The 23,209-nt window shown below is 61.2% G+C and carries 19 protein-coding genes; 8 read left to right on the forward strand and 11 right to left on the reverse strand.

Annotated features, from left to right (window positions below):
* Nucleotides 1–6: 6 nt before the first annotated feature.
* The 5 genes from OGM60_07690 to OGM60_07710 all read right to left on the reverse strand — a co-directional run bounded on the left by OGM60_07690 (nucleotide 7) and on the right by OGM60_07710 (nucleotide 7,653).
* The gene (locus OGM60_07690) at nucleotides 7–3,498 is read right to left on the reverse strand and encodes a DNA-directed RNA polymerase subunit beta (protein UYI98767.1); all 3,492 of its coding nucleotides are present in this window, start codon (nucleotides 3,496–3,498) and stop codon (nucleotides 7–9) included.
* Between the two features lie 288 nt (nucleotides 3,499–3,786).
* Entirely contained in the window at nucleotides 3,787–4,695 is a 909-nt protein-coding gene (locus OGM60_07695; protein UYI98768.1) for a UTP--glucose-1-phosphate uridylyltransferase, read from the reverse strand.
* A 313-nt stretch (nucleotides 4,696–5,008) separates the two neighbouring features.
* The gene (gene rplL, locus OGM60_07700) at nucleotides 5,009–5,386 is read right to left on the reverse strand and encodes a 50S ribosomal protein L7/L12 (protein UYI98769.1); all 378 of its coding nucleotides are present in this window, start codon (nucleotides 5,384–5,386) and stop codon (nucleotides 5,009–5,011) included.
* Between the two features lie 102 nt (nucleotides 5,387–5,488).
* On the reverse strand, nucleotides 5,489–6,010 hold the full coding sequence (gene rplJ, locus OGM60_07705) for a 50S ribosomal protein L10 (protein UYI98770.1): 522 nt from the start codon (nucleotides 6,008–6,010) through the stop codon (nucleotides 5,489–5,491).
* A 506-nt stretch (nucleotides 6,011–6,516) separates the two neighbouring features.
* Nucleotides 6,517–7,653, reverse strand: coding sequence for an aminotransferase class I/II-fold pyridoxal phosphate-dependent enzyme (locus OGM60_07710; protein UYI98771.1), 1,137 nt, complete (start codon nucleotides 7,651–7,653; stop codon nucleotides 6,517–6,519).
* Between the two features lie 93 nt (nucleotides 7,654–7,746).
* Here OGM60_07710 and OGM60_07715 point away from each other — a divergent pair, with 93 nt between their 5' ends.
* Nucleotides 7,747–8,406 carry a hypothetical protein gene (locus tag OGM60_07715; GenBank protein ID UYI98772.1) on the forward strand — a complete coding sequence of 220 codons (660 nt, stop codon included), beginning with the start codon at nucleotides 7,747–7,749 and terminating at the stop codon, nucleotides 8,404–8,406.
* 1 nt (nucleotide 8,407) lies between these two features.
* On the opposite strand, the gene OGM60_07720 is transcribed toward OGM60_07715, so the two are convergent.
* The 6 genes from OGM60_07720 to OGM60_07745 all read right to left on the reverse strand — a co-directional run bounded on the left by OGM60_07720 (nucleotide 8,408) and on the right by OGM60_07745 (nucleotide 15,572).
* The gene (locus OGM60_07720) at nucleotides 8,408–8,971 is read right to left on the reverse strand and encodes a DNA-deoxyinosine glycosylase (protein ID UYI98773.1); all 564 of its coding nucleotides are present in this window, start codon (nucleotides 8,969–8,971) and stop codon (nucleotides 8,408–8,410) included.
* A gap of 3 nt (nucleotides 8,972–8,974) precedes the next feature.
* The gene (locus OGM60_07725) at nucleotides 8,975–10,351 is read right to left on the reverse strand and encodes an alpha-amylase family glycosyl hydrolase (GenBank protein ID UYI98774.1); all 1,377 of its coding nucleotides are present in this window, start codon (nucleotides 10,349–10,351) and stop codon (nucleotides 8,975–8,977) included.
* A 154-nt stretch (nucleotides 10,352–10,505) separates the two neighbouring features.
* Complete coding sequence (locus tag OGM60_07730; protein UYI98775.1) at nucleotides 10,506–11,702, reverse strand: MFS transporter; 1,197 nt, start codon at nucleotides 11,700–11,702, stop codon at nucleotides 10,506–10,508.
* 120 nt (nucleotides 11,703–11,822) lie between these two features.
* Entirely contained in the window at nucleotides 11,823–14,183 is a 2,361-nt protein-coding gene (gene feoB, locus OGM60_07735) for a ferrous iron transport protein B (GenBank protein ID UYI98776.1), read from the reverse strand.
* A 121-nt stretch (nucleotides 14,184–14,304) separates the two neighbouring features.
* A complete protein-coding gene (locus OGM60_07740) occupies nucleotides 14,305–14,625 on the reverse strand; it encodes a hypothetical protein (GenBank protein ID UYI98777.1) in 321 nt (106 codons plus the stop codon).
* A gap of 47 nt (nucleotides 14,626–14,672) precedes the next feature.
* Nucleotides 14,673–15,572, reverse strand: coding sequence for an alpha/beta hydrolase (locus OGM60_07745; GenBank protein UYI98778.1), 900 nt, complete (start codon nucleotides 15,570–15,572; stop codon nucleotides 14,673–14,675).
* Nucleotides 15,573–15,818: 246 nt separating this feature from the next.
* Between OGM60_07745 and OGM60_07750 the strand changes: the two genes are divergently transcribed.
* The 7 genes from OGM60_07750 to OGM60_07780 all read left to right on the forward strand — a co-directional run bounded on the left by OGM60_07750 (nucleotide 15,819) and on the right by OGM60_07780 (nucleotide 23,171).
* A complete protein-coding gene (locus OGM60_07750; protein UYI98779.1) occupies nucleotides 15,819–16,382 on the forward strand; it encodes a PTS glucose transporter subunit IIA in 564 nt (187 codons plus the stop codon).
* Between the two features lie 181 nt (nucleotides 16,383–16,563).
* Nucleotides 16,564–17,967: an asparagine--tRNA ligase gene (gene asnS / locus OGM60_07755; protein UYI98780.1), complete on the forward strand. Its 1,404-nt coding sequence runs from the start codon at nucleotides 16,564–16,566 to the stop codon at nucleotides 17,965–17,967.
* A gap of 257 nt (nucleotides 17,968–18,224) precedes the next feature.
* Nucleotides 18,225–19,013 (forward strand): WYL domain-containing protein, encoded by a 789-nt coding sequence (locus OGM60_07760; GenBank protein ID UYI98781.1) that lies wholly within the window; start codon nucleotides 18,225–18,227, stop codon nucleotides 19,011–19,013.
* Between the two features lie 159 nt (nucleotides 19,014–19,172).
* Nucleotides 19,173–20,153 carry an ABC transporter substrate-binding protein gene (locus tag OGM60_07765; GenBank protein ID UYI98782.1) on the forward strand — a complete coding sequence of 327 codons (981 nt, stop codon included), beginning with the start codon at nucleotides 19,173–19,175 and terminating at the stop codon, nucleotides 20,151–20,153.
* 204 nt (nucleotides 20,154–20,357) lie between these two features.
* On the forward strand, nucleotides 20,358–21,281 hold the full coding sequence (locus OGM60_07770; GenBank protein ID UYI98783.1) for an ABC transporter permease: 924 nt from the start codon (nucleotides 20,358–20,360) through the stop codon (nucleotides 21,279–21,281).
* A complete protein-coding gene (locus OGM60_07775; GenBank protein UYI98784.1) occupies nucleotides 21,274–22,068 on the forward strand; it encodes an ABC transporter ATP-binding protein in 795 nt (264 codons plus the stop codon). Before OGM60_07770 ends, OGM60_07775 begins: the two co-directional genes overlap by 8 nt.
* Nucleotides 22,069–22,403: 335 nt before the next feature.
* Nucleotides 22,404–23,171: a mechanosensitive ion channel family protein gene (locus OGM60_07780; protein UYI98785.1), complete on the forward strand. Its 768-nt coding sequence runs from the start codon at nucleotides 22,404–22,406 to the stop codon at nucleotides 23,169–23,171.
* The last annotated feature ends 38 nt before the right edge of the window (nucleotides 23,172–23,209 follow it).

Below are 23,209 nucleotides of genomic sequence, written 5' to 3' on the forward strand. Positions count from 1 at the left end.
AGTCAACTACTCCTTATCAGTGGTCGTGGCGGCGACAGCCTCGGGTGCCTCGGCGGTCTCGGCATCCTGGGCCTCGACGTCGGTGTCAACGCCGGCGAGCGCAGCCAGGTCGTCGAGAGCAGAGGTCTCCTCGGCGGTCACAGGGGCGGAGGCGTCCTCGTCGGCATCGTGCATGGGCTCGATGTCCAGTGCGAGGGAACGGATCTCCTTGACGAGAACCTTGAAGGACTCGGGGATACCCGGAACCGGGACGTTCTCGCCCTTGACGATGGACTCGTAGGTCTTGACGCGGCCCACGGTATCGTCGGACTTGACGGTCAGGATCTCCTGCAGGACGTTGGCAGCACCGTATGCGTACAGTGCCCAAACTTCCATCTCGCCGAAGCGCTGGCCGCCGAACTGAGCCTTGCCGCCCAGCGGTTGCTGGGTAACCAGGCTGTAAGGGCCGGTCGAACGGGCGTGGATCTTGTCGTCGACCATGTGGCCGAGCTTGAGGATGTAGGACGTACCCACGGTAATGGGCTCGCGGAACTCCTCGCCGGTGCGGCCGTCGAACAGGCGGGTCTTGCCGCGCTCGTCAAGCTGGGTGACAAACTCGGGGCGCATGTGATCGCCAAAGGCAGCGGTGGCCTTGTTGAGCATGTTCTTGTTGGCGCGACGGATGACCTCGGCGATCTCGTCCTCCTTGGCGCCGTCGAAGACGGGCGTCGAGACGAAGAACGGACCGGGGACATACTTGTCGGAGTCGGCATCCTCGGTATCCCAACCGCAGGCAGCAGCCCAGCCAAGGTGGCACTCGAGCAGCTGACCGACGTTCATACGCGAAGGAACGCCCAGCGGGTTGAGGATAACGTCGATCGGGGTACCGTCAGCCATGTAGGGCATGTCCTCGACCGGCAGAACGTTACAGATAACGCCCTTGTTGCCGTGGCGACCGGCGATCTTATCGCCCTGCTGGATCTTACGACGCTGGGCGACGTAGACGCGCACCTGCTCGTTGACGCCGGGGGCCAGGTCGTCGCCGTTCTCGCGGCTAAAGCGGACGACGTCGATGACGCGGCCATAAGCGCCGTGAGGCATCTTAAGGGAGGTGTCGCGAACATCGTGAGCCTTGGCACCGAAGATGGCGCGCAGCAGGCGCTCCTCGGCGGTCAGAGCGCTCTCGCCCTTAGGCGTGACCTTGCCGACCAGGATGTCGCCAGGGCCGACCTCGGCGCCGATGCGGATGATGCCGTCCTCATCGAGGTTGGCAAGCATGTCCTCGGAGAGGTTCGGGATCTCGCGAGTGATCTCCTCGGGACCGAGCTTGGTGTCGCGGGCGTCGATCTCGTGACGGGTGATATTGATGGTCGTCAGCAGGTCCTCGGCCACCAGGCGCTCGGACACGACGATACCGTCCTCGTAGTTGAAGCCTTCCCACGGCATGTATGCCACGGTGAGGTTCTGGCCCAGTGCGAGCTCGCCATGATCGGTCGAAGGACCGTCGGCCAGAGGCTCGCCCTGCTCAACGGTGTCACCGACGCGCACGAGCGGACGGTGGTTGATGCAGGTGGACTGGTTGGAGCGCTGGTACTTGGCCAGGTGATACTCGTCCATGCCGCCGGCATGCTTGACGATGATCTTGGAGGCGTCGGCATAGATGACTTCGCCGGCGTTCTTGGCCAGGGTAACCTCGCCAGAGTCCAGGGCGGCGCGACGCTCCATGCCGGTACCGACATAGGGAGCGGCGGGGTGAACCAGCGGCACGGCCTGACGCTGCATGTTAGCGCCCATGAGCGTACGCTTGGCGTCGTCGTGCTCGAGGAACGGAATCAGCGTGGCTGCGACGGAGAGCATCTGACGCGGCGAGACGTCCATGTAGTCGACGTCCTCGACAGGCACGTCGGCGGGAGCGCCGAAGGAGCCGTCGAAGTCGCGGGTACGGGCGATCACGGTATGCGGACGGACGATCTTGCCCTCGGCATCGGTCGTGATGAACTCGTTGGTCTTGGGATCGAGCGGCGTGTTGGCCGGCGCGATGACGTGCTTCTCTTCCTCGTCAGCGGTCATCCAGTCGATCTGGTCGGTGGCAACGCCGTTCTCGACACGACGGAACGGGGCCTCGATGAAGCCATACTCGTTGACGCGGGCGTAGAGGGCGAGCGAGCCGATCAGGCCGATGTTGGGGCCTTCGGGAGTCTCGATCGGGCACATGCGGCTGTAGTGCGAGTTGTGAACGTCGCGGACGGCCGTCGGCACGTTGGTGCGGCGGCTGGAGCCCGACTTGTGGCCGGCAAGGCCGCCAGGGCCGAGTGCGGACAGACGGCGCTTGTGAGTCAGACCGGTCAGGGGGTTCGCCTGGTCCATGAACTGCGAGAGCTGCGAGGAACCGAAGAACTCCTTGATAGAGGCCACGATCGGACGGATGTTGATGAGCGACTGCGGGGTGATCTCGTCGATGTCCTGGGAGCTCATGCGCTCACGGACGACGCGCTCCATACGGCTCATGCCGATACGGAACTGGTTGGCGACGAGCTCGCCGACGGTGCGGATGCGGCGGTTGCCAAAGTGGTCGATGTCGTCGACCTTGAAGCCCTGCTCGCCGGCAGCGAGGGACAGCAGGTAGCGCAGCGTAGCGACGATATCCTCGTCGGTGAGCACCGTGACCTCTTCCTCGGTGGTGAGGTTGAGCTTCTTGTTGACCTTGTAACGACCGACGCGGGCCAGATCGTAGCGCTGCGGGTTAAAGAGCAGGCCCTCGAGCAGGCTGCGGGAAGCATCCACGGTGGGAGGCTCGCCCGGGCGCAGGCGACGGTAGATCTCGATGAGGGCGTCCTCGCGAGTGAGGGCGGTATCGCGCTCGAGGGTGCGCTTGATCACATCGGAGTTGCCGAGCAGCTCGATGATGTCGTCGTTGGTGACGGCGATGCCAAGGGCGCGCAGGAACATCGTGGCGCTCTGCTTGCGCTTACGGTCGATGGAGACCATGAGCTGGTCGCGCTTGTCGACCTCAAACTCGAGCCAGGCACCGCGGGACGGGATGATCTGAGCCTTGTAGATCTGCTTGCCCGAATCCATCTCGGAGCTGTAGTACACGCCCGGGGAACGGACAAGCTGGGAGACGACGATACGCTCGGTACCGTTGATGATAAAGGTGCCCTGATCGGTCATCATGGGGAAGTCGCCCATAAAGACGAGCTGCTCCTTGATCTCGCCGGTCTCCTTGTTGGTGAGACGGACGTCGGTCAGAAGCGGAGCCTGATAGGTCATGTCCTTCTCGCGGCACTCCTCGACGGTGTGCGCGGGATCGCCAAACTGATGCTCGCCGAAGGTAACCTCGAGAACATGGTTCTGGCTCTGGATGGGGCTGGATTCCTTGAACGCCTCACGAAGGCCCTCGTCCTTAAAACGCTCAAAGGATTCCCTCTGAACAGAGATAAGGTTGGGGAGCTCCATGGCCTCCGGGATTTTCCCGAAGCTGACGCGCTTGCGCTCAGTGGCAGTGTATGCGTAGGTCACCAGGTTTTTCCTCCTTCACGGAAATGCTCGGTGGATTGGCGAGGCATAGCTTCGCCAGTTATCGCAACCTAATAGTTTATCAGGTACCGACCGTTGAGCAAGAAAAGCCTTGACGTGATTGAGTTTTTGGAGTAGCAAAGTTTTTCGACAGAAAACATGCAGGTAGATGGATGTGCATCGAACACCTGTTCATATATTTTCTGTGAACAGAGGGTTAGCAATCGCAGCTCTTATAAAAAAACGGGCGCAAACCGAAGTCCGCACCCGTAAATGTCGATGCCCGAAGGCTTACTTACGCATCAAACCGCCGCGCTCGTCGATGGCATCCCAGAAGGCGCCGGCAAAGCGAGGATCGCTTGCAGCCATGAGGGCGTTGGTGGCCATCCAGCCAGACGGGGTACCGGTATCGTAGCCCGACAGCGGGTCGATGACGACGGCGTACATGGCCTCGCGGTCGAGCGAGCGGGCCATGGCGTCGGTCAGCTGGATCTCGCCGCCCTTACCGGCCTGCTGATCGGCCAGCAGGTCCATGACCAACGGGCTCAGCAGGTAGCGACCGACGATGTACAGGTTGGACGGAGCAGCCTCGGGAGCGGGCTTCTCGACCAGGCCGCCGATGCGCCAAACGGCACCGGGCTCGTCGTCGGCGGCATTCTCGAAGCCCTCGAGAGCGCCCACGCGATCGCCGGCGATAACGCCATAGCGGCTGACTTCCTCGGGAGCGCACGCGGCAACGGCGATAACAGAAGCGCCACCGTGCTCCTTGGAGACGGCAAGCATCTTGTCGCAGATGTCGCGGTTGGGCACAACGTAGTCGCCCAGAAGAACCAGGAAGTTCTCCCCCGCCACAGCGTCAGCGGCAGAGCGAATGGCGTGACCGAGGCCCTTGGGCTCGTACTGATAGCGGAAGTCGACCGGCATACCGCCCGCATGGGCGACGGCGTCGGCATAAGCATCCTTGCCGCGCTCGCGCAGCAGGTTCTCGAGCGAACGATCGGGCTGGAAGTAGCTCAGCAACTCGGGCTTGCCGGGAGAGGTGACGATAATGGCGTCGTCGACCTCCTCGGGGTCGAGCGCCTCCTCGACGACGTACTGGATGACCGGCTTGTCGAGCACCGGCAGCATCTCTTTAGGCGTGCACTTGGTGCCAGGCAGAAAACGCGTGCCAAGACCGGCGGCGGGGATGATTGCCTTCATGTTATTCAAGGATCCTTTCGCAGGCGCAGGATGCGCCCTGTGCGTGCGGCACGGCGGCCGCAGACCAAATTGCGATACTGAAGTATCTTACCGCCGGAGACATACGTCGCCGTAAGGCAAACGCAATTCTTCAGCAGGTCAACGCAAATTATTGCTCGAATGATGCAATTTTACGCCCCAGCGGTAACGGGATTGGCACGGCGAAGACAGCGGTGTTCTGCGTGCCGAGCAATGGGAATGAGGGGCCAAAACAAAAAAGACGGGGCTCGCAATGCGAACCCCGTCTGCAAAGAAATCTGACGAGAAAGCCTGATTACTTGAGGGTGACAGCAGCGCCAGCAGCCTCGAGCTTCTCCTTGGCAGCCTCGGCGTCCTCCTTCTTGGCACCCTCGAGAACAGCCTTGGGAGCGCCCTCGACGACCTCCTTGGCCTCCTTCAGGCCAAGGTTGGTGAGCTCACGGACGGCCTTGATGACCTGGATCTTGTTGTCGCCGAAGCCCTCGAGCACGACGTCAAACTCGGTCTTCTCCTCGGCCTCAGCAGCGCCAGCAGCGGGAGCGGCGACAACAGCGGCAGGAGCAGCGGCGGAAACGCCGAAGGTGTCCTCGATAGCCTTAACGAGCTCGGAAGCCTCGAGAAGGGTCATTTCCTTAAGAGCATCGATGATCTCATCGGTGGTAAGCTTAGCCATTTCTAAGTCCTTTCGGTTTCCGTGTCTGTGCACGGAGATCAGTTAAAACACGGCGCGAATGCGCCAGGGGTGCGGCGTTGCCGCCGCGGGTGAAAACAGCGACTAGGCTGCCTTCTGCTCGGAGACCTGCTGGATCGAACGAGCGAGACCAGAGGAAACGCCGTTGACGCAGACAGCGATGTCGCGAGCGAAACCGGAGATGAGACCGGCGATCTGGCCGAGAAGCTGGTCCTTGGTGGGCAGCTCGGCGATAGCCTTAACATCATCAGCGGAAACGGCCTTGCCGTCGGAGATACCGCCCTTGATCTCAAGGACGCCCTTGGACTTAGCGGAGAAGTCCTTAAGGGTCTTAGCGGCCTCGACCGGCTCGGTCTCGTAGAACACATAAGCGACGGGGCCGGCGAGGATCTCGTCGAGCTCGGGCTGCTCCTGGTTCTTGAGAGCGATCTTGACCAGGTTGTTCTTGTAGACCTTCATCTCGGCGCCGCACTCGCGAAGCTGATGACGCAGCTCCTGAGCCTGCTTAACCGTCAGACCGTTGTAGTTGACGACGAACAGACCGGCGTTCTCGGCGATACGGGACTCGATCTCTGCAACCTTGTCGATTTTGTACTGCTGGGGCATGAATTACACCTCCTCGAATTCTTTCCGGGCACGGTCCGCCACAAGGACGTGACGGGGGCATGTCCAAAAAGAAAGCCCCCGCGCTGCATGAGCGACGGGGGCGAGAAGACATATCTACTCGACCACCTCGGCTGGCGGGATATCCCATTAAGCTCGCGGGCAATGCCCGTTTGCACCGGCTGTCTCTGGCAGCGGATTCGTGCGTGAACCGAAAGTATTATGGCGGGGACCCCGGCATCGGTCAACGGAAAACCGGGCTGCACACAATTCCACCATCCGGCCGCGCCGCCGAAGGCCGGGCGCAAGGTTTTCGCTCGGTCAGGTCCTGGGCTCGCTCGGAAAGCACATTAAGTGCTTTCCGGCTCGTGCGGAATCTACGAAAACCTTGCGCCTGGCCTTCGGCGGCGCGGCCTGCATCAACTATGGGGCAGCCCGGTTTTCCGTTGGCCGGCGCGCCCGACTCATAATGCTTGGGTCGGTGGGCTGATGTGTTGCATCCCTGAGGGCTACAGGGTTGAAATGAAGGTGGACAGGCGGGTTAAGCCTTCGTCCAGGTTTTCGTCGCTTACGCAGTAGCTTAGGCGGATGTGGCCTTCGGTGCCGAAACAGTCGCCCGGGACTAGGGCTACGTTGGCTTCTTTGATGGCTTTGATGCAGAAGTCTTCGCTTGTTAGGCCGAATTGTTTGATGCTCGGGAAAGCGTAGAAGGCGCCGGCTGGTTCCACTACGTCGAGGCCCATGTTATTAAGGGATGCGAGCACGCGTTCGCGGCGGGCTCGGTAGACTTTGAGCATGGGGGTTGGGTCGACGGTCAGGGCTCGGGCCGCGGCGTCCATCTCAAAGGAGACGGCGCTCGATACTAAGTATTGGTGGGCCTTTGCGATCTCGGCGATGACGGGGGCTGCGGCTGCGAGCCAACCCAGACGCCAGCCGGTCATAGCCCATGGTTTGGAGAAGCTCTCGATGACCACCGTCTGCTCGCGTAGCTCCGGGTGGCGCTGGGCAAATCGCTCGTAGCCGTCCACGTAGACCAGGCGGTTATATACGTCGTCGCAGACCACGTAGATGCCCGCCTGCTCCGCCACGTGTGCCACGGCGTCGAGCGATGCCGCGTCGAGGATGCAACCCGTGGGATTGTTGGGCGAGCAGATGACGATAGCCTTGGTCGCCGGGGTCACACAGGCACGAAGTGCGTCCTCGTCAATCTGGAATTGCGCAGGCTCCGTATCCAAAAAGACCGCTTTGGCGTGGTTGGCCACGACGATGCTTTCGTACAGGCCAAAAGCCGGCGTGGGGATAATGACCTCGTCGCCAGGGTTGAGCATGGCCATAAACGTGGCCGACAGGGCCTCGGTCGCGCCGTCGGTCAGGATGACCTCGTCGGCCGAAAACGTAAGGCCCGCATCCCCCATGTAGGCAGACAGCGCCTCGCGCAGGGCGGGGCGACCGTTGTTGGGCGGATAGTGTGTGTTGCCGCGGTCCAACGAAGCGGTCACCTCGGCGCTAATCACATCGGGCGTGGGAAAATCGGGCTCGCCAAGCGCGAGCGCAATGCATCCCGGGTGCTGGGCAGCGAGCGCGTTAATCCGACGGATGCCGGAGGGCTTGAGCGTGGCAAGCGAGGTATTCATGGGCAGACGCATGGCGTTCCTTTCGTAAGGGTTGCACTAGGATAGCGCGGCGGAGCGCCGTCAGACGGTGTAACCTAAACGGAAACCAACCGGAAAGGAGGCGGCATGGAGACGACCACACGCGGCGATGTACCAAAAACGTTGCGAACCATTGCGTATATCAGCATTCCCGATAGCGCCGATCTTGAGTTTTTGCTCTGGGATCTGCAGGATGCCATCGCCGCCTATACTCAGCTTTCTGGCACCACGCTCCCCCGCCCGATCGATTTGGAAGCGGATGATGCCGGTGCAGTCGATGGCATCGTGCTGGCCATTGAAGATGTGGCTGACGATGAGACGTTGACAGCTATCGAGCAGGCGCTTGAGCGCTTTGGCGGTACGGGAACGCGCGTCTATGCCGCGATTCGAGCCGCGCAAGAGGGCGCTAAGCAGGCGCGCGGGACCGCCGTTCGTCTGCACGAGGCATGTGAGCGCCATGACCAATTGTGGTGTGGCGGCGTTGTCGTCTGTGCCGGCAGCGGTATTGCGGCGCTTCGCCATTCCCCACGCATGGGCCTCTTGCGCCGACCATTTTCGGAAGCGATGGATAAGCTTGTGGGCGCTGTGCGCATGGGATGCTCCATTGAGCATGCGCAGCGACTTGGCGGCGGCAATGCCGTCAACGTCAACGTCGACGGCATGATTTGCGCCGAGCCAGCCGTGCCCGCGCCGATCTGGCGAGGCGTTCTGAAACGTCTGGGCGCCCATGCTCAGTCAAATATCTAAATTAGAGAGCGGCCCAGTCAGCGGCTTCGTGCCAGCACTCAACAAGGCGCTCCAGACGCCAAGCCGCGTTAGCGGGACTAGTTGACGGCAATACGACAGCGGCCAGACCCGTCCGCTCCTGTAGATAGCGCTTATAGAGGCGCCCCGCCGTACCACCGTTGCATATCACCTGCTCAATGGGAGCTGCACCGGTAATGCGCTCGACATGCGCCGGAACGACGTTTTTGATGCTCGCGTCGCTTGAGCCCTTGATGTCGCAGCTCTCGATCACGTCCCACAGGGCCACACCGCCGTTGAGCAGCATGGATCGCTTGGCGGCAATCGAGGCGTCGAGCGTCGCAGGCTCGCTGTCCGCCAAAAGGTCGCCCTCGTTGGGCGGCACGGGCACACCGAGGCACGCGGCCATCACGCGCCAAAAGCGATTCTGGGGGTTGCCGTAATAAAAATCATTGGCACGCGAAAGTACCGAGGGAAACGACCCCAGCACCAAAACGCGCGAGTGCTCGTCAAACACGGGTTCAAACCCATGCTCAATATGTTGATAGCCCTCGTCGGACGCAGCCATGATCTAGGCCCTCAACAGATAGCGCACCTCGTAGGGTGCAAGCTCGAGGGTACCCGTCAGCTCGACCGTGGGCACGCCGTCGGCAAGCAGGTCGACAAAGGACCCGTTGAGCTCACCGGCGCCAAAGGTGTAAGGCTCGTCCACGGCATTAACCGCCACGAGCACCGTCGCGTCGTCGCAGGCGCGCTCGAACAGCAGTTGTTTGTTCTGGATCACCACGTTGCGATAGGCACCGTAGTTGAGGGCGCGAGCCGCCGCGTCGTCGGCCGAGCGAAGGTGAGTCAGCTGCGTGATGAACGCCGTCAGCTCGTTGGGCGCAGGCTCATCGAGCGCAGGACGTAGCGCCCAGTCGCCATCGGGGCCGCCCTTTTCACCAACAATTCCCCACTCGCTGCCATAGTAGACGCACGGGATGCCCGGCATGCCAAAGAGCATGCCATAAGCGGGGCGCAGGCACGACTTGTCGGTGAGGATGCTTGCCAGGCGCGGCACATCGTGGTTGTCGACAAACGACAGCAGGTGCTTGCCGCGATAAATGCACCACGGGTCACCGCCAAACTGGCGATGAAGCGAATGGGCAATCTCGAACATGTTGACCGAGTTAAAGCTGGAGTACAGGCCCTTGTAGCACTCGTAGTTGGTGCAGGAGTCGAGCATCTCGTCGTTGACAATCTGGTTGTAGTCGCCGTGGAGCGTCTCGCCGATCAGCACAAAATCGGGCTTGAGCTCACGGGTAAAGTCGTGCAGACGACGCATGAAGTCGCGGTCGAGCATATAGGCAACATCCAGGCGCAGGCCGTCGACGCCGAAGACCTCGGCCCAGCGGCGCACGGACTCGAGCAGGTAATCGACAACGGCGGGGTTTTGCAGGTTGAGCTTCACAAGCTCAAAATGGCCCTCCCAGCCCTCGTACCAAAAGCCGTCGCCGTAGCACGAGTCACCGTCAAAGCTGATGTGAAACCAGTCCTTGTAGGGCGAGTCCCACTTGCGCTCCCACACATCACGGAAGGCCCAAAAGCCGCGACCGACGTGGTTGAAGACGGCATCGAGCAACACGCGGATGCCATGGTCGTGCAGCGTCTCGCACACGGCGGCAAAGTCGGCATCCCCACCCAGGCGACGGTCGATGTGGCGCAGGCTGCGCGTATCGTAACCGTGGCTATCAGATTCGAGCGGCGGGTTGATGAGCACAGCGCCAATACCGAGTTCTTGCAGGTAGTCGGCCCATTGGGCGATTTTCATGATGGGCGCATCGGGGTTGGGCGCGGCGTTGGCAGCCTGGGCAAACTCATCCTCGGCAACGGGCGCGGCGTTTTCGCGCGGAGCCCCGCAAAAGCCCAGCGGATAGATCTGATAGAACGTCGTCTCGTATGCCCACATAAGCAACCTCCCGGTAAGCTCAACACAACGACATTCATTGTATGCCCGGCTTGTATCCTCTTCCCCAAAATAAATTGCGGTGGAATAGTTCCTGTTTGGGCCTTCAGAGGCCTTAAACAGGAACTATTCCACCGCAACTGATGAGGGAACGTGATTAGGCGACGGGCTTGGCGCGGCGGATGGCCGGGAACATCACCGTGATGGCGAGGATGACGCCCGCGACCGCAATCGCGCCGCCTGCATAGCCGATCCAGGCGATACCGGGGCCCGACACCACAGCGCCGCCGATCGCCGTGCCGGTGCCGATGCCCAGGTTAAACAGGCCCGAGAAGATAGACATGGCGACAGCCGACGAATCCGCCGGCGTGTTCTTGATGAGCTCGGCCTGGAACGCCACATTGAAGGCCGTGGCGCAGCAGCCCCATAGCGCGCAAACAGCGAGAACCGCAGCGAGCGACGATGCGGCCGGACCCATAAGCAGCAGGGCCGCCGGCACGCCGGAGAGCATAATAGCCAAGAACGGGAAGCGATGCCCATCGAACAGGCGGCCAAACAGCCAGCTTCCGAGCAGACCAGAGCAGCCAAACGCCGTCAGCGTCATGGTGATGGCGCCCGCGTCGACGTGCGCGACCTGTGCCAGGAAGGGCTCGATATAGCTGTAACCCGCGTAGTAGCCGGTCGCCATAAAAACCGTGACCGCGTAGAGCGCGATCAGGAGCGGGTTCTTGAGCAGCTCGGGCAACTGTTTGACGGTAAAGCGCTCGCCCGCCGGCATGGCCGGAAACACGGTCGCCTGGTAGACGACCGCGATGGCCGAGAGGACCCCGACCACGGCAAACGTCATGCGCCAGCCCACGGCCAAGCCAATAGCGCGACCGAGGGGCAGACCAAAGATCTGCGCGATGGACGAGCCCGTAGCGATCATGCTGATGGCGAGCGCCCCGTCGCGAGTGTCGACCAGGCGCGAGGCCATAATCGAAGCGACCGACCAGAACACGGCATGTGCGCAAGCGACCACCAGGCGCGCACAGACCAGGATGGGATAAGTCGGCGCCACAGCGGACAGAAACTGGCCCAGCGAAAACACGGCCAGCACGCCCAGCAACATCCGCTTGAACTCAAAGCGCGAAGCGAACACCATGAGCGGCAGCGACAGCAGCATGACGCCCCAGGCATAGACCGAGATCATGATGCCGGCTTGGGACTCGGTGAGCGAGAACGACGCGGCGATGTCAGTCAAAAGACCGATGGGCATAAACTCCGACGTGTTGAACACGAAGGCGCAGCAGGTGAGTCCGATGAGCGGGAGCCACTGCTTGAGCGTGATGCCGTCTTGCCTTGCCTGAGTCATATATAACGTCTCCAATCGTTTTGAGCGGAGGCGATTATATAGCAACGGCCCGCATCCGTCAGCAACAGATGCGGGGCCGAAAACAATTCGATACACAGAGGTTGCGCCGTCAATAAATAACTAAGCCAACCCCAGCAATATACCTGCCGAATGCACGACAAACGCCACGATCCAGGCGACCGTCACCTGAAACGCGAACACGGCAACGGCATAGCGCGCGCCCAGCTCACTCTTGACGGCGCCGATTGCCGCCACGCAAGGCGGGTACAGCAGCGTAAAGACCAAGAACACGTAGGCGGTGAACGGCGAAAACATGGTCGACAGTGCCGCGGGCGACGTTGCACCCAAAAGCACCGTGAGGGTCGAGATGACGCTCTCCTTGGCGATAAGTCCGGTGACGAGCGCCGTGGATGCACGCCAGTCGCCAAAGCCGAGCGGCGCCAGCGCCGGCGCGATAATGCTACCCAAACCGGCAAGTAGACTCTGCGACTGGTCGGCGACCACGTTAAAGCGGATATCGAACGTCTGCAGGAACCAGATGACCACCGTAGCGGCAAAGATAATGGTAAAGGCCTTGGTGATGAAGTCCCTGGCCTTATCCCATGCCAGCATCACCGTCGTCTTGACGCTCGGCAGGCGGTAATTGGGGAGCTCCATGATAAACGGCACCGGGTCGCCCTTAAATGCCGTGCGGTTGAGCACCAGGGCGGCAATGCAGCCGACCACGATGCCGATCAGATAGAGCGAAACCATGGCGGGAACTGTCGCCTGCGGGAAAAACGCTCCGCACAGCAGACCGTAGACCGGCAACTTGGCCGAACAGCTCATGAACGGCGTGAGCATGACCGTCATCTTGCGGTCGTGCTCGGATGGGAGCGTACGGGTCGACATGATAGCCGGCACGGTGCAGCCAAAACCGACGAGCATGGGCACGAAGCTGCGGCCCGACAGACCAAAGCGACGCAATACCTTATCCATGACAAAGGCCACGCGCGCCATGTAGCCGGAGTCTTCCAGAATGGAGAGGAACAAAAAGAGCACGACGATAATCGGCAGGAAGGTCAGCACGCTGCCCACGCCCGTAAGCACGCCGTCGACAGCCAACGAGCGCACCACGTCGTTGGTGCCGAACGCTTTGAGACCCGCATCGGCCGAGGCGATGATGGCAGCAATGCCGTCCTCCATAAGTCCCTGCAACGCCGCGCCGATCACGCCAAACGTCAGCCAAAAGACAAGGCCCATGATCACCAGAAACGCCGGAATGGCCGTGTAACGACCTGTCAGGATGCGGTCGATCTTGACGGAGCGCACATGCTCGCGGCTCTCGTGCGGCTTGACGACGCAGCGCCCGCACACGTCGCCGATAAAGCTAAAGCGCATGTCGGCCAGCGCGGACAGGCGGTCGGTGCCGGCCTCGCCCTCCATCTGGGTAATGATGTGTTCGATGGCGTCGAGCTCGTTGCGGTCCAGGTGAAGCGCCTCGGTCACCAGCTCGTCGCCCTCAACCAGCTTGGTCGCCGCAAAACGCACGGGAATGTGCGCCGTCGCGGCATGGTCCTCGATAAGGTTGGCGATGCCGTGAATGCAGCGATGCAGCGCGCCGCCGTCCGGACCATCGGGCGCGCAGAAGTCCAGGCGACCGGGGCGCTCGCGGAACCGCGCCACGTGCAAGGCATGATCCACCAACTCGCCAATGCCCTCGTTGCGGGCAGCACTAATGGGAACAACAGGCACGCCCAGCAGGCTCTCGAGCAGGTTGACGTCCACGGCGCCGCCGTTGGCCGTCACCTCGTCCATCATGTTGAGCGCGATGACCATGGGTCGATCGAGCTCCATAAGCTGCAGCGTCAGGTACAGGTTACGCTCGATGTTGGTGGCGTCGATGATATCGATGATGGCGTCGGGATTTTCGTCCAAGATGAATTGGCGGCTGACGATCTCTTCGCCCGTGTACGGCGACAGCGAATAGATGCCAGGCAGGTCGGTAACGCTCGCCTCGGGGTGGTTACGAATAGTGCCGTCCTTGCGGTCGACCGTCACGCCGGGAAAGTTACCGACATGTTGATTGGAGCCTGTCAGCTGGTTGAACAACGTGGTCTTACCGCAGTTTTGGTTGCCGGCAAGGGCGAAATGCAGCGGTGCGCCCTCGGGCACGGCCGTTTTTGCCGCACGGGGCGAATACGTCCCCTCGCCGAGTGCCGGGTGCTCCGTCGTGCCGATTGTGGCGTTAGCGCGCGGGCCGGTATCGGTGTCGTGCACATCCACGAGCTCAATGCGTGCGGCATCGTCCTTGCGCAGCGTCAACTCATAGCCGCGCAGGCGAATCTCGAGCGGATCGCCCATGGGGGCATACTTCATCATGGTAACTTCGGTGCCCGGAGTTAGGCCCATGTCCAAAATATGCTGTCGGAGTGCCTGATCGTCCGATGCCACCGATGCGACAACGGCGTCCTTTCCAATCTCGAGTGTATCGAGCTTCACGCGCTCATCCTTTCGTTAGACGCGGTTAACCGTTTACCGGGGCTAACCAACTCGTAACGACAAATGATAGCGCTCTGAACTATTTTATAAAGTAAAATACCGATGTTTACCTGCGCAAACTTTATGCGGTGCGCCCCGAAAGCTCTTTGCGCATACCGCTCAGCGAGATCGAAATGGGACCCGACCGCGCGGTAGCAGTGAGTCGATCACCCTCAACCGACCCCGTGCATGTAAAGGGCGCCTTGCCCATCAAGACGTGGGAGATAGTACCCGAGAGCTCAAAGAAATCGCCCTCAGCGCGGGCACCCGAGAGAGCGATATTGAGACCCCTGACGTTTAGTACTGCCCTGAGCGCGCCGTTCACCCCATGTGAAAACGTCACCTCGCCGCGCTTGCTCCCCACCGGCGTCTGGGCCAAAACCACATACGTACCCTCAAGCATGGCTCCTCCTCTAAGCAGACTTTTTGAAACGGGCAAGTAGTCTACTTTTACATATGGCGTTCCAGGAAGCGGAAGGCCAGGCGGATCCAGGGACGGACGGAAACCTGCTTGTCCTCGTTGTCGACCGCGGTATTGGCGTTGCCGAGCGAAAGGCCGTGGCCACCCTGGTCAAAGACGTGCATCTCGCATGCAACACCCTCCTCGGCCATGCGCTGCGCGAACGGGTAGGCCTGCGCGACCGGCGCCGTCTTATCGTCCGAAACGCCCCACACAAAGGTCGGGGGCATCTGGCGCGAAACGTGCGTGGTAGGGCAAATGTCGGTCAGGTGCTCATCGGTCGCCTCGCCGCCCGTCACCATCGACAGATAGTCGTTGAGCAAATCGCGCCCTGTCTTGCCACCCGTCTTGGGCACGCGCAGGTCGATGCGCGGGTCACGCGTCTGCATATCGCGCACATAGGCAAGGTCGAGCAACGGATAGCCCAGCACCACGGCGTCGGGACGAATATCCTCCGGACGAGCCCCGGCAAGGCCCGCGAAGGGGCCGGTCTTCCATTGCGTCGCCAGCGAGGCGCAGATCATGCCGCCCGCCGAAAAGCCCACGACGCACACGCGCTTGGGATCGACATGCCACTCGTCGGCGTTGGCGCGCACGGTAGCGACCATCTTGGCAAGGTCTGCCTGGGGGTGCGGAAAGCTCACGTCGCCCGTGCCGCTCGTCACATAGTTGAGCACAAAGGCCTGGTAGCCGCGGTCCAAAAACGCAAACGCCACCGGGTCCTGCTCGTGCGGAGCGATATGCGTAAACCCGCCTCCGCCGCAGATGATCACCGCGGGGCGGCGGCCATTGGGCTTGTCGGGCAGCGGCTCGGCACCCAGATACGTAAACGTCGCCGGATAATCCTCGGTCGGCTCCTCGCCCCACAGCGCATGGTTCTCAATAATCATAGGTGCTCCCTCCGTGCGATTCGTGCGCGCTCGTTTTTCGCACCTTAGCGTACCCCACTTGAGCCCGCGGCGCAGAAACACCCCCGCAATAAGTTGGCCTTCAACTGATATATCACAAAATCGCTGTTCAGAGGTATCGTTGGGCAGCGTAAAATAGGAGCGCTGACCGTGCTGGGAAACACGTACGAAACGTTTCCGGCAAACCACACGCGTGCAACATGCACGCCTGATACGTTGGAGGCATCTATGGGTCTGCTCGATTCGCTCAAGTCCACGTTCACTTCGTCGGGCGAGGCGTCCGTTCCGCCCGCAGCAAGCTTCGCCACCCGCGAAGGCGTCATCTACGCTCCCGTCAACGGCGTGCTCGTCAATCTGAGTGAGGTTCCCGACGAGACCATCGCCTCGGGCATGCTCGGCCAGGGTTACGGCATCGAGCCCATTACCGGCACCATTTACGCCCCCGCCAACGGTCGCATCGGCGCCACCACCGTCACCAATCACTCCATCGGCATGATCACCGAGGACGGCCTGCGCGTGTTCATCCATGTTGGCCTGGGCACCGTGGAAATGAACGGCAAGGGTTTTGCCCGCTTTGTCGAGATGGGTGACACGGTCAAGGCCGGCCAGCCGCTCATCAGCTTCGACCGCGACGCTATCAAGGCCGCCGGTCACGAGGACATCGTGACCGTCATCATCTCTGAGCTCGACCGCCTCAAGAGCATCGACCACGTCGGCGAGTCTGGCACGCTTATCGGCGGCAATCCGCTCGTCAAGCTTGGCGATCCGCTGCTGGTTGCCAAGACCAAGTAGCCAGGCCCCGCGCCACACAGCCAAAAGGCACCTCGTCAAGCGCCCGCGACCATTTGGCCGCGGGCGCTTTTCGTTTGAAAAACCATCCCGCCAATGCCTTATCTGTATAGCCCAAATGAGCCGAGCTGCTAGAATATCGAACTGTATGGATAACTATCATTCAACCGTTATGGGAGGATACGTGAACCGCACCAAAATCGCGCAGCTCTATGCCGATGCCGAGTCGCTCGGCGGCCAGACCGTCACCGTCGCCGGCTGGGTCAAGTCCATCCGCGACATGAAGAACTTTGGCTTTGTTACGCTCAACGACGGCAGCTGCTTCCGCGACCTGCAGGTCGTCATGAACCGCGAGGCACTCGACAACTACGACGAGATCGCCCATCAAAACGTCTCGGCCGCACTCATTTGCACCGGCACCGTCAAGCTGACCCCCGATGCGCCCCAGCCCTTCGAGCTTTCTGCCACCTCCATCGAGGTCGAGGGCGTCAGCGCCCCGGATTACCCGCTGCAGAAGAAGCGCGCAACCGTCGAGTTCCTGCGCACCCAGCAGCACCTGCGCCCGCGCACCAACCTGTTCCGTGCCGTCTTCCGCATCCGTTCTGTCGCGGCTGCCGCCATCCACCGCTTCTTCCAGGAGCAGGGCTTTGTCTACGTCAACACCCCCATCATCACCACGAGTGACTGCGAGGGCGCCGGCGAGATGTTCCGCGTGACCACGCTCGACCCCAAAAATCCGCCCCTCACCGAGTCCGGCGAGGTTGACTGGAGCCAGGACTTCTTTGGAAAGCACGCGAGCCTTACCGTATCCGGCCAGCTCAATGCCGAGAACTTTGCCATGGCCTTTGGCGACGTGTACACCTTTGGCCCCACCTTCCGCGCCGAAAACTCCAACACCACGCGCCACGCCGCCGAGTTTTGGATGATCGAGCCCGAGATGGCCTTTGCCGACCTTAACGACTACATGGATAACGCCGAGGCCATGCTCAAGTACGTCCTTAAGGACGTTATGGCCACCTGCCCCGACGAGCTCAACATGCTCAACAAGTTTGTGGACAAGGGCTTGATCGAGCGCCTGGACCACGTGGCAAACTCCGACTTTGCCCGCGTTACCTACACCGAGGCCGTCGAGATCCTGGAGCAGGCAGTCGCTGCTGGCCACCAGTTTGATTACCCCGTCAGCTGGGGCATCGACCTGCAGACCGAGCACGAGCGCTTCCTGACCGAGGAGCACTTTAAGCGCCCGACCTTCGTGACCGACTACCCGGCTGAGATCAAGGCGTTCTACATGCGCATGAACGAGGACGGCAAGACCGTCGCCGCCGCCGACTGCCTGGTTCCCGGTATCGGCGAGATTATCGGCGGCTCCCAGCGCGAGGAGCGCCTGGATCTGCTCGAGGCCCGCATCAAGGACCTGGGCATGAATCCCGAGCAGTACAAGTACTACCTTGACCTGCGCCGCTACGGTTCCTGCAAGCACGCCGGCTACGGTCTGGGCTTCGAGCGCTTGGTCATGTATCTGACCGGCGTGGGCAACATCCGCGACGTCCTGCCGCACCCGCGCACCGTGGGCAACGCCGACTTCTAATCGTCGGACGCTAGCTCGCGTCGCCACACGCCAACGCTCATCGCATAAGCGTCTCTCGACATCGGTCGAGAGACGCTTTTTTCAACAGCATCCGTCAAGCTTTTGGCAAGTTTTTGGTCAGTTGGGCAGGGCTGTTGAAAACTCGACCCGCCGTCTGCCGGCAACCAACGACCGTCCAAGGCGCCACGCGTCCTTGGCCAGGCTCCGCGCCCTAGGCTCTGATCTGCCATCACCAAAAAAGAAAGGACGTGGGCACTATGACCGAAGCCGTTGTTGAAAACTACGAGACCACGACCAGGGGCTCCGCCTCGATGGCAGCCTATCGCGCCGTGCGCATCCTGCAGCTCTTGAGCGAGAACACCGGCGAGGACAAAGCGCTGCTTTCCGACGAGCTGGTCGAGCTTCTCGCCCATCCCGACGACCCCGCCCGCATGCCCATCTCGGCGGCACGCCGCAGCATCTATACCTCGATATCGGCACTTCGTCACGCCGGATACGAAATCGACTATAAACGCGGCGTGGGCTATCGGCTCCTCACCCGCCCACTTGCTGACGAGGAGATCATACGGCTCCACGGCATGGTCATGCGCAACCGATCGACGCCCATAGCCATTCGAAAGAGCATGGCGCAGCACCTGGTCGCCATGGCGAGCGCCGATGTTCGCGGCTACCTCGATATGCCCGAACCGGCACCGGCCGCCAACGACGCGCCCGTCAAGACAACGCGTCCGCGTGCCAAGCGTATCGACACGTGCGAGCTCGTCGAACAGGCCATCGACCATGGAACAACCGTCAGCTTTGATATCTCAAACGTCATGACCCGGGGCGAAACCGAGGTGGTACGGATGACGGTCCGGCCCTTTGCCATCAGGCAGCGCGATGGCGTCTCGTATCTGCTGGGAACGGTCTACGACACCCGAGGCGCCGACGACACCCTGCGCACCGTTGAGGTCAGCCGCATGAGAAACGTCAGCACGCGTTTGCTCGACGGCAAGAAACTCTTTGCCGCGCTAGACGAAGAAGACAGCCCCGCGCCCGCAGCATAAGCCCCGTTACCGTCCGTTGTTCCTCAGCACCGCCCATCCGGTTCAGTATTAAAAAACCCGCCAGGTTATTGTAAAAATGGACATCGGCGTTACTATAGTCCCACTTGCACTTTTTCCTAGTGCAGTGTTTCCAGCCATTTTTATACTGGGGGTAATGATATGAAGGACATCACCATCAGCCGCAGGAGCCTTCTTGTCTCCGCTGGCCTGCTCGCGCTCGCTCCGCTCGCCGGATGCGGCGGCAACTCTGGTTCCGGCTCCGCTGCCGCCGGTTCCGACTACACCATCGGCGTTCTGCAGCTCACCGAGCACTCCGCGCTCGATGCCGCCAACGACGGCTTCGTCAAGGCCATCAAGAAGAGCGGCCTTAAGGTCAAGATCGACCAGAAGAACGCCCAGAACGACCAGTCCACGTGTAAGTCCATTGCCGACAAGTTCGTAGGCGACGGCGTCGACCTGATCTATACCATCGCTACGCCCGCCGCGCAGGCTGCCGCCGGCGCCACCGCTGATATCCCCATCGTTGGCTGTGCCATCACCGACTACGCCGCTTCCGGCCTGGTCCGGGACAACGACAAGCCCGGCACCAACGTCACGGGCGCTTCCGACCTCACCCCGGTCGCCGAGCAGCTCGAGATGATGCAGAAGGTCCTGCCCGACGTTAAGAAGGTCGGCCTGCTCTACTGCACCGCCGAGTCCAACTCCGACGTCCAGATCAAGGCCGCCAAGAAGGAGCTCGACAAGCTGGGCCTGGAGTACACCGACTTCACCGTCTCGAGCTCCAACGAGATCCAGTCCGTCGTCGAATCTGCCGTGGGCAAGGTCGACGCGCTGTACTCCCCCACCGATAACACCATCGCCGCGGGCGCCTCACAGGTGGGCCAGATCTGCAAGGAGAACAATCTTCCCTACGTGACCGGCGAGGAGGGTATGTGCATGGCCGGCGGCCTGTTCACCCTCTCTATCAACTATGAGGACCTGGGCTACGCCGCGGGCGAGATGGCCGTTAAGATCCTGAAGGGCGAGGCCAAGCCTGAGGATATGCCGATCAAGCACCTCTCGAGCAAGAACCTGGTCGTCGTCAAGAATGACGAGATGGCCGAGGCTTTGGGCATCGACCTCTCCGCTCTGGACGAGTAGCAGTATGCGCGGCGATGTGCCTAGGGCCCATACTCGCGCCGTTGCCGTGTTATTCAATATCTGAGCCACAGGGGCGAACGCCAAAGACCGGCGTTCGCCCTGCTTGTTTCGGATGAGACAAAACATCCGTCCGCCACTCTATTATGCATTGTTACCGCTATCATGGTGACTCGCGTGTCCACCCTATCCTAGGAGGCATGAAGCATGCTCATTGCATTGCAGGGCGCCGTTTCGCAGGGCGTCCTCTGGGGCATTATGGTGCTTGGCGTGTTTATCACGTTCCGCCTGCTCGACATCCCCGATATGACCTGCGACGGCAGTTTTGCCCTCGGCGGCTGTGTCTGCGCCGTGCTCATCGTCAATAACGACGTCGACCCGCTGCTCGCCGTTTTGGCCGGCATGTGCGCCGGCGCCATCGCGGGCGCGGTCACGGGCATTTTGACCACCGTCTTTGAGATTCCCGCAATCCTCGCCGGAATCCTCACCCAGATCAGTCTGTGGTCCATCAACCTGCGTATCATGGGCAAGTCCAACACGCCCATCCTTGCCAAGGGCACTATCTTCTCGTCTGTCAGCAACATGACGGGCCTGCCGCAGTCCACTGTTGCCATTATCCTAGGCATCGTGCTGGCCGTGGCCATCGTCGCCATCCTGTACTGGTTCTTTGGCACCGAGATCGGCTCGGCACTGCGTGCCACCGGCAACAACGAGTACATGATCCGCGCCCTGGGCGTTAACACCAACACCACCAAAATGATCGCCCTCGTGCTCTCCAACGCCCTCATTGGCCTTTCGGGTGCGCTCATCTGCCAGAGCCAGAAGTATGCCGACATTGGCATGGGCACCGGCGCCATCGTTATCGGTCTTGCCGCCATCGTCATCGGCGAGGTGCTCGGCCGCCTGCTGCCCGGCGGTCTCACGCAGTTCTCCGTCCGTCTGGCCTCCGCCGTCTTTGGCTCCGTGGTGTACTTCCTCATCCGCGCCATCGTGCTGCAGCTGGGCATGGACGCCAACGACATGAAACTGCTCTCTGCTGTGATTGTCGCCGTGGCCCTGTGCGTGCCCGTGGTTTGGGAGCGCTATAAGCTCCGCAGCTCCTACACGAAGGGAGATGAGGCAGATGCTTAAGCTCTCGCACGTCAAGAAGACCTTTAACAAGGGCACCGTCACCGAGAAGCGCGCGCTCACCGGCGTCGACCTTACCCTCAACGACGGCGACTTTGTAACTGTGATCGGCGGCAACGGCGCCGGCAAATCCACGCTGCTCAACATGATTGCCGGCGTATATCCGCTCGATTCGGGCGTTATCGAGCTCGACGGCACCGACATCTCGCGCCTGAGCGAGTCGCAGCGCGCCAAGTACCTGGGCCGCGTGTTCCAGGATCCCATGCGCGGCACCGCAGCCGACATGCAGATTGCCGAGAACTTGGCCCTCGCCAAGCGTCGCGGCCAGCGTCGCGGCCTTTCGTGGGGCGTCACCAAGGCCGAGAAGGACGAGTACGTTGAGTTGCTCAAGCGCCTGGACCTTGGCCTGGACACGCGCCTCAACGCCAAGGTCGGCCTGCTTTCGGGTGGCCAGCGCCAGGCACTCACGCTGCTCATGGCCACGCTCACCAAGCCGCGCTTGCTGCTGCTCGACGAGCACACCGCGGCACTCGACCCCAAGACCGCCTCTAAGGTGCTCAATCTGACCGAGGAGATTGTCGACGAGAACCACCTGACCACGCTCATGGTCACGCACAACATGAATGACGCCATCCGTCTGGGCAATCGCCTGATCATGATGCACGAGGGCCACGTTATCTACGACGTGGCGGGCGACGAGAAGAAGTCGCTCACCGTCGCCGACCTGCTGCAGAAGTTCGAGGAGGTCTCGGGCGGCGAGCTCGCCAACGACCGCATGCTGCTGAGCTAAAACCTGCCAATAAGGGACAGGTTTATTTTGGCAGGTTTTATCTGCGCAAACGTCAAAACCGCCGCAAAGGAACAGATACCTTTGCGACGGTTTTCGCATATCATGTCGATAATCCAGCGTCAGCAGGAACCACTGGTTAAGAACTAAGGAAACTGCCATGAGAAGACTCCTTCCCCGTCTTGCTTGACCGCCGCACTCCTTGCCGGCGTGCTCGCCGGCGGCCCAGCTTACGCCACCGCGGCCACCCCATCTCAAGTTATCGGCCCGTCCGATGTGATCGGACGGGCTTTTTGGTGGGTATCATGGTTGAATGATCATTAGGAGGTTTTCCCTACATGGAATTGTTTGAACCGATTCTTCATTTCTTTGAGCAGCGCTGGGTCCACAACATCATCTGGGCCGTCATCTTGGTAATAGTCACCGCCATCGCCGCCAAGGTGGCATCCAAGACCCTGCGCCACCTACTCAACCGAGACGACAACCCGCTTCCCGCATCGAGCATCTTCATCAACATCGCGCGTGCCGTCATTTGGATGATCGGCGGCAGCTTTATCCTCGACAACTGCTTTGGCATTAACGCAAACGCGCTCGTCGCCGCTCTTGGCGTCGGCGGCATCGCCATCTCGCTCGGCTTTCAGGACACGCTATCAAACCTTATCGGCGGCATGCAAGTGACCTTTATGGGCATCATCAAGCCCGGCGACAATATCGAGGTCGGCGGCGTGTCGGGCGTGGTCCAGGACATCACTTGGCGCCACACGACCATCGAGGACGCCTGCGGACAGACCATCATCGTCCCCAACTCCAACATCTCCAAGAACACACTCGTGCACCTCATGCCCTTTGGACGCGTTGTCGTTCCCGTCGCGGTGAAGGACACGTCAAAGTGGGACTCGCTCGATGCGCTGGCAGACGAGCTCGCCTGTGCCACCAAGGTCGCCGTTTCACCCATCTCGGGCTTTGACAAGGAACCCTACGTGCTCTTTAGCGAGATCGGCGACTTTGGCATTAAGGGTAAGATCATCTTTATCGTCAGTGACGACAGCACCACCTTTACGGCAGCCGACGCCTGCATCCGCGCCATCGCCCCCATCATCGCCTAAAACCACCGCAAAGGGGACAGGCACCTTTGTGGTGGTTT

The organism is Coriobacteriaceae bacterium (assembly GCA_025757745.1).
In the GTDB taxonomy this organism is placed as follows: domain Bacteria; phylum Actinomycetota; class Coriobacteriia; order Coriobacteriales; family Coriobacteriaceae; genus Collinsella.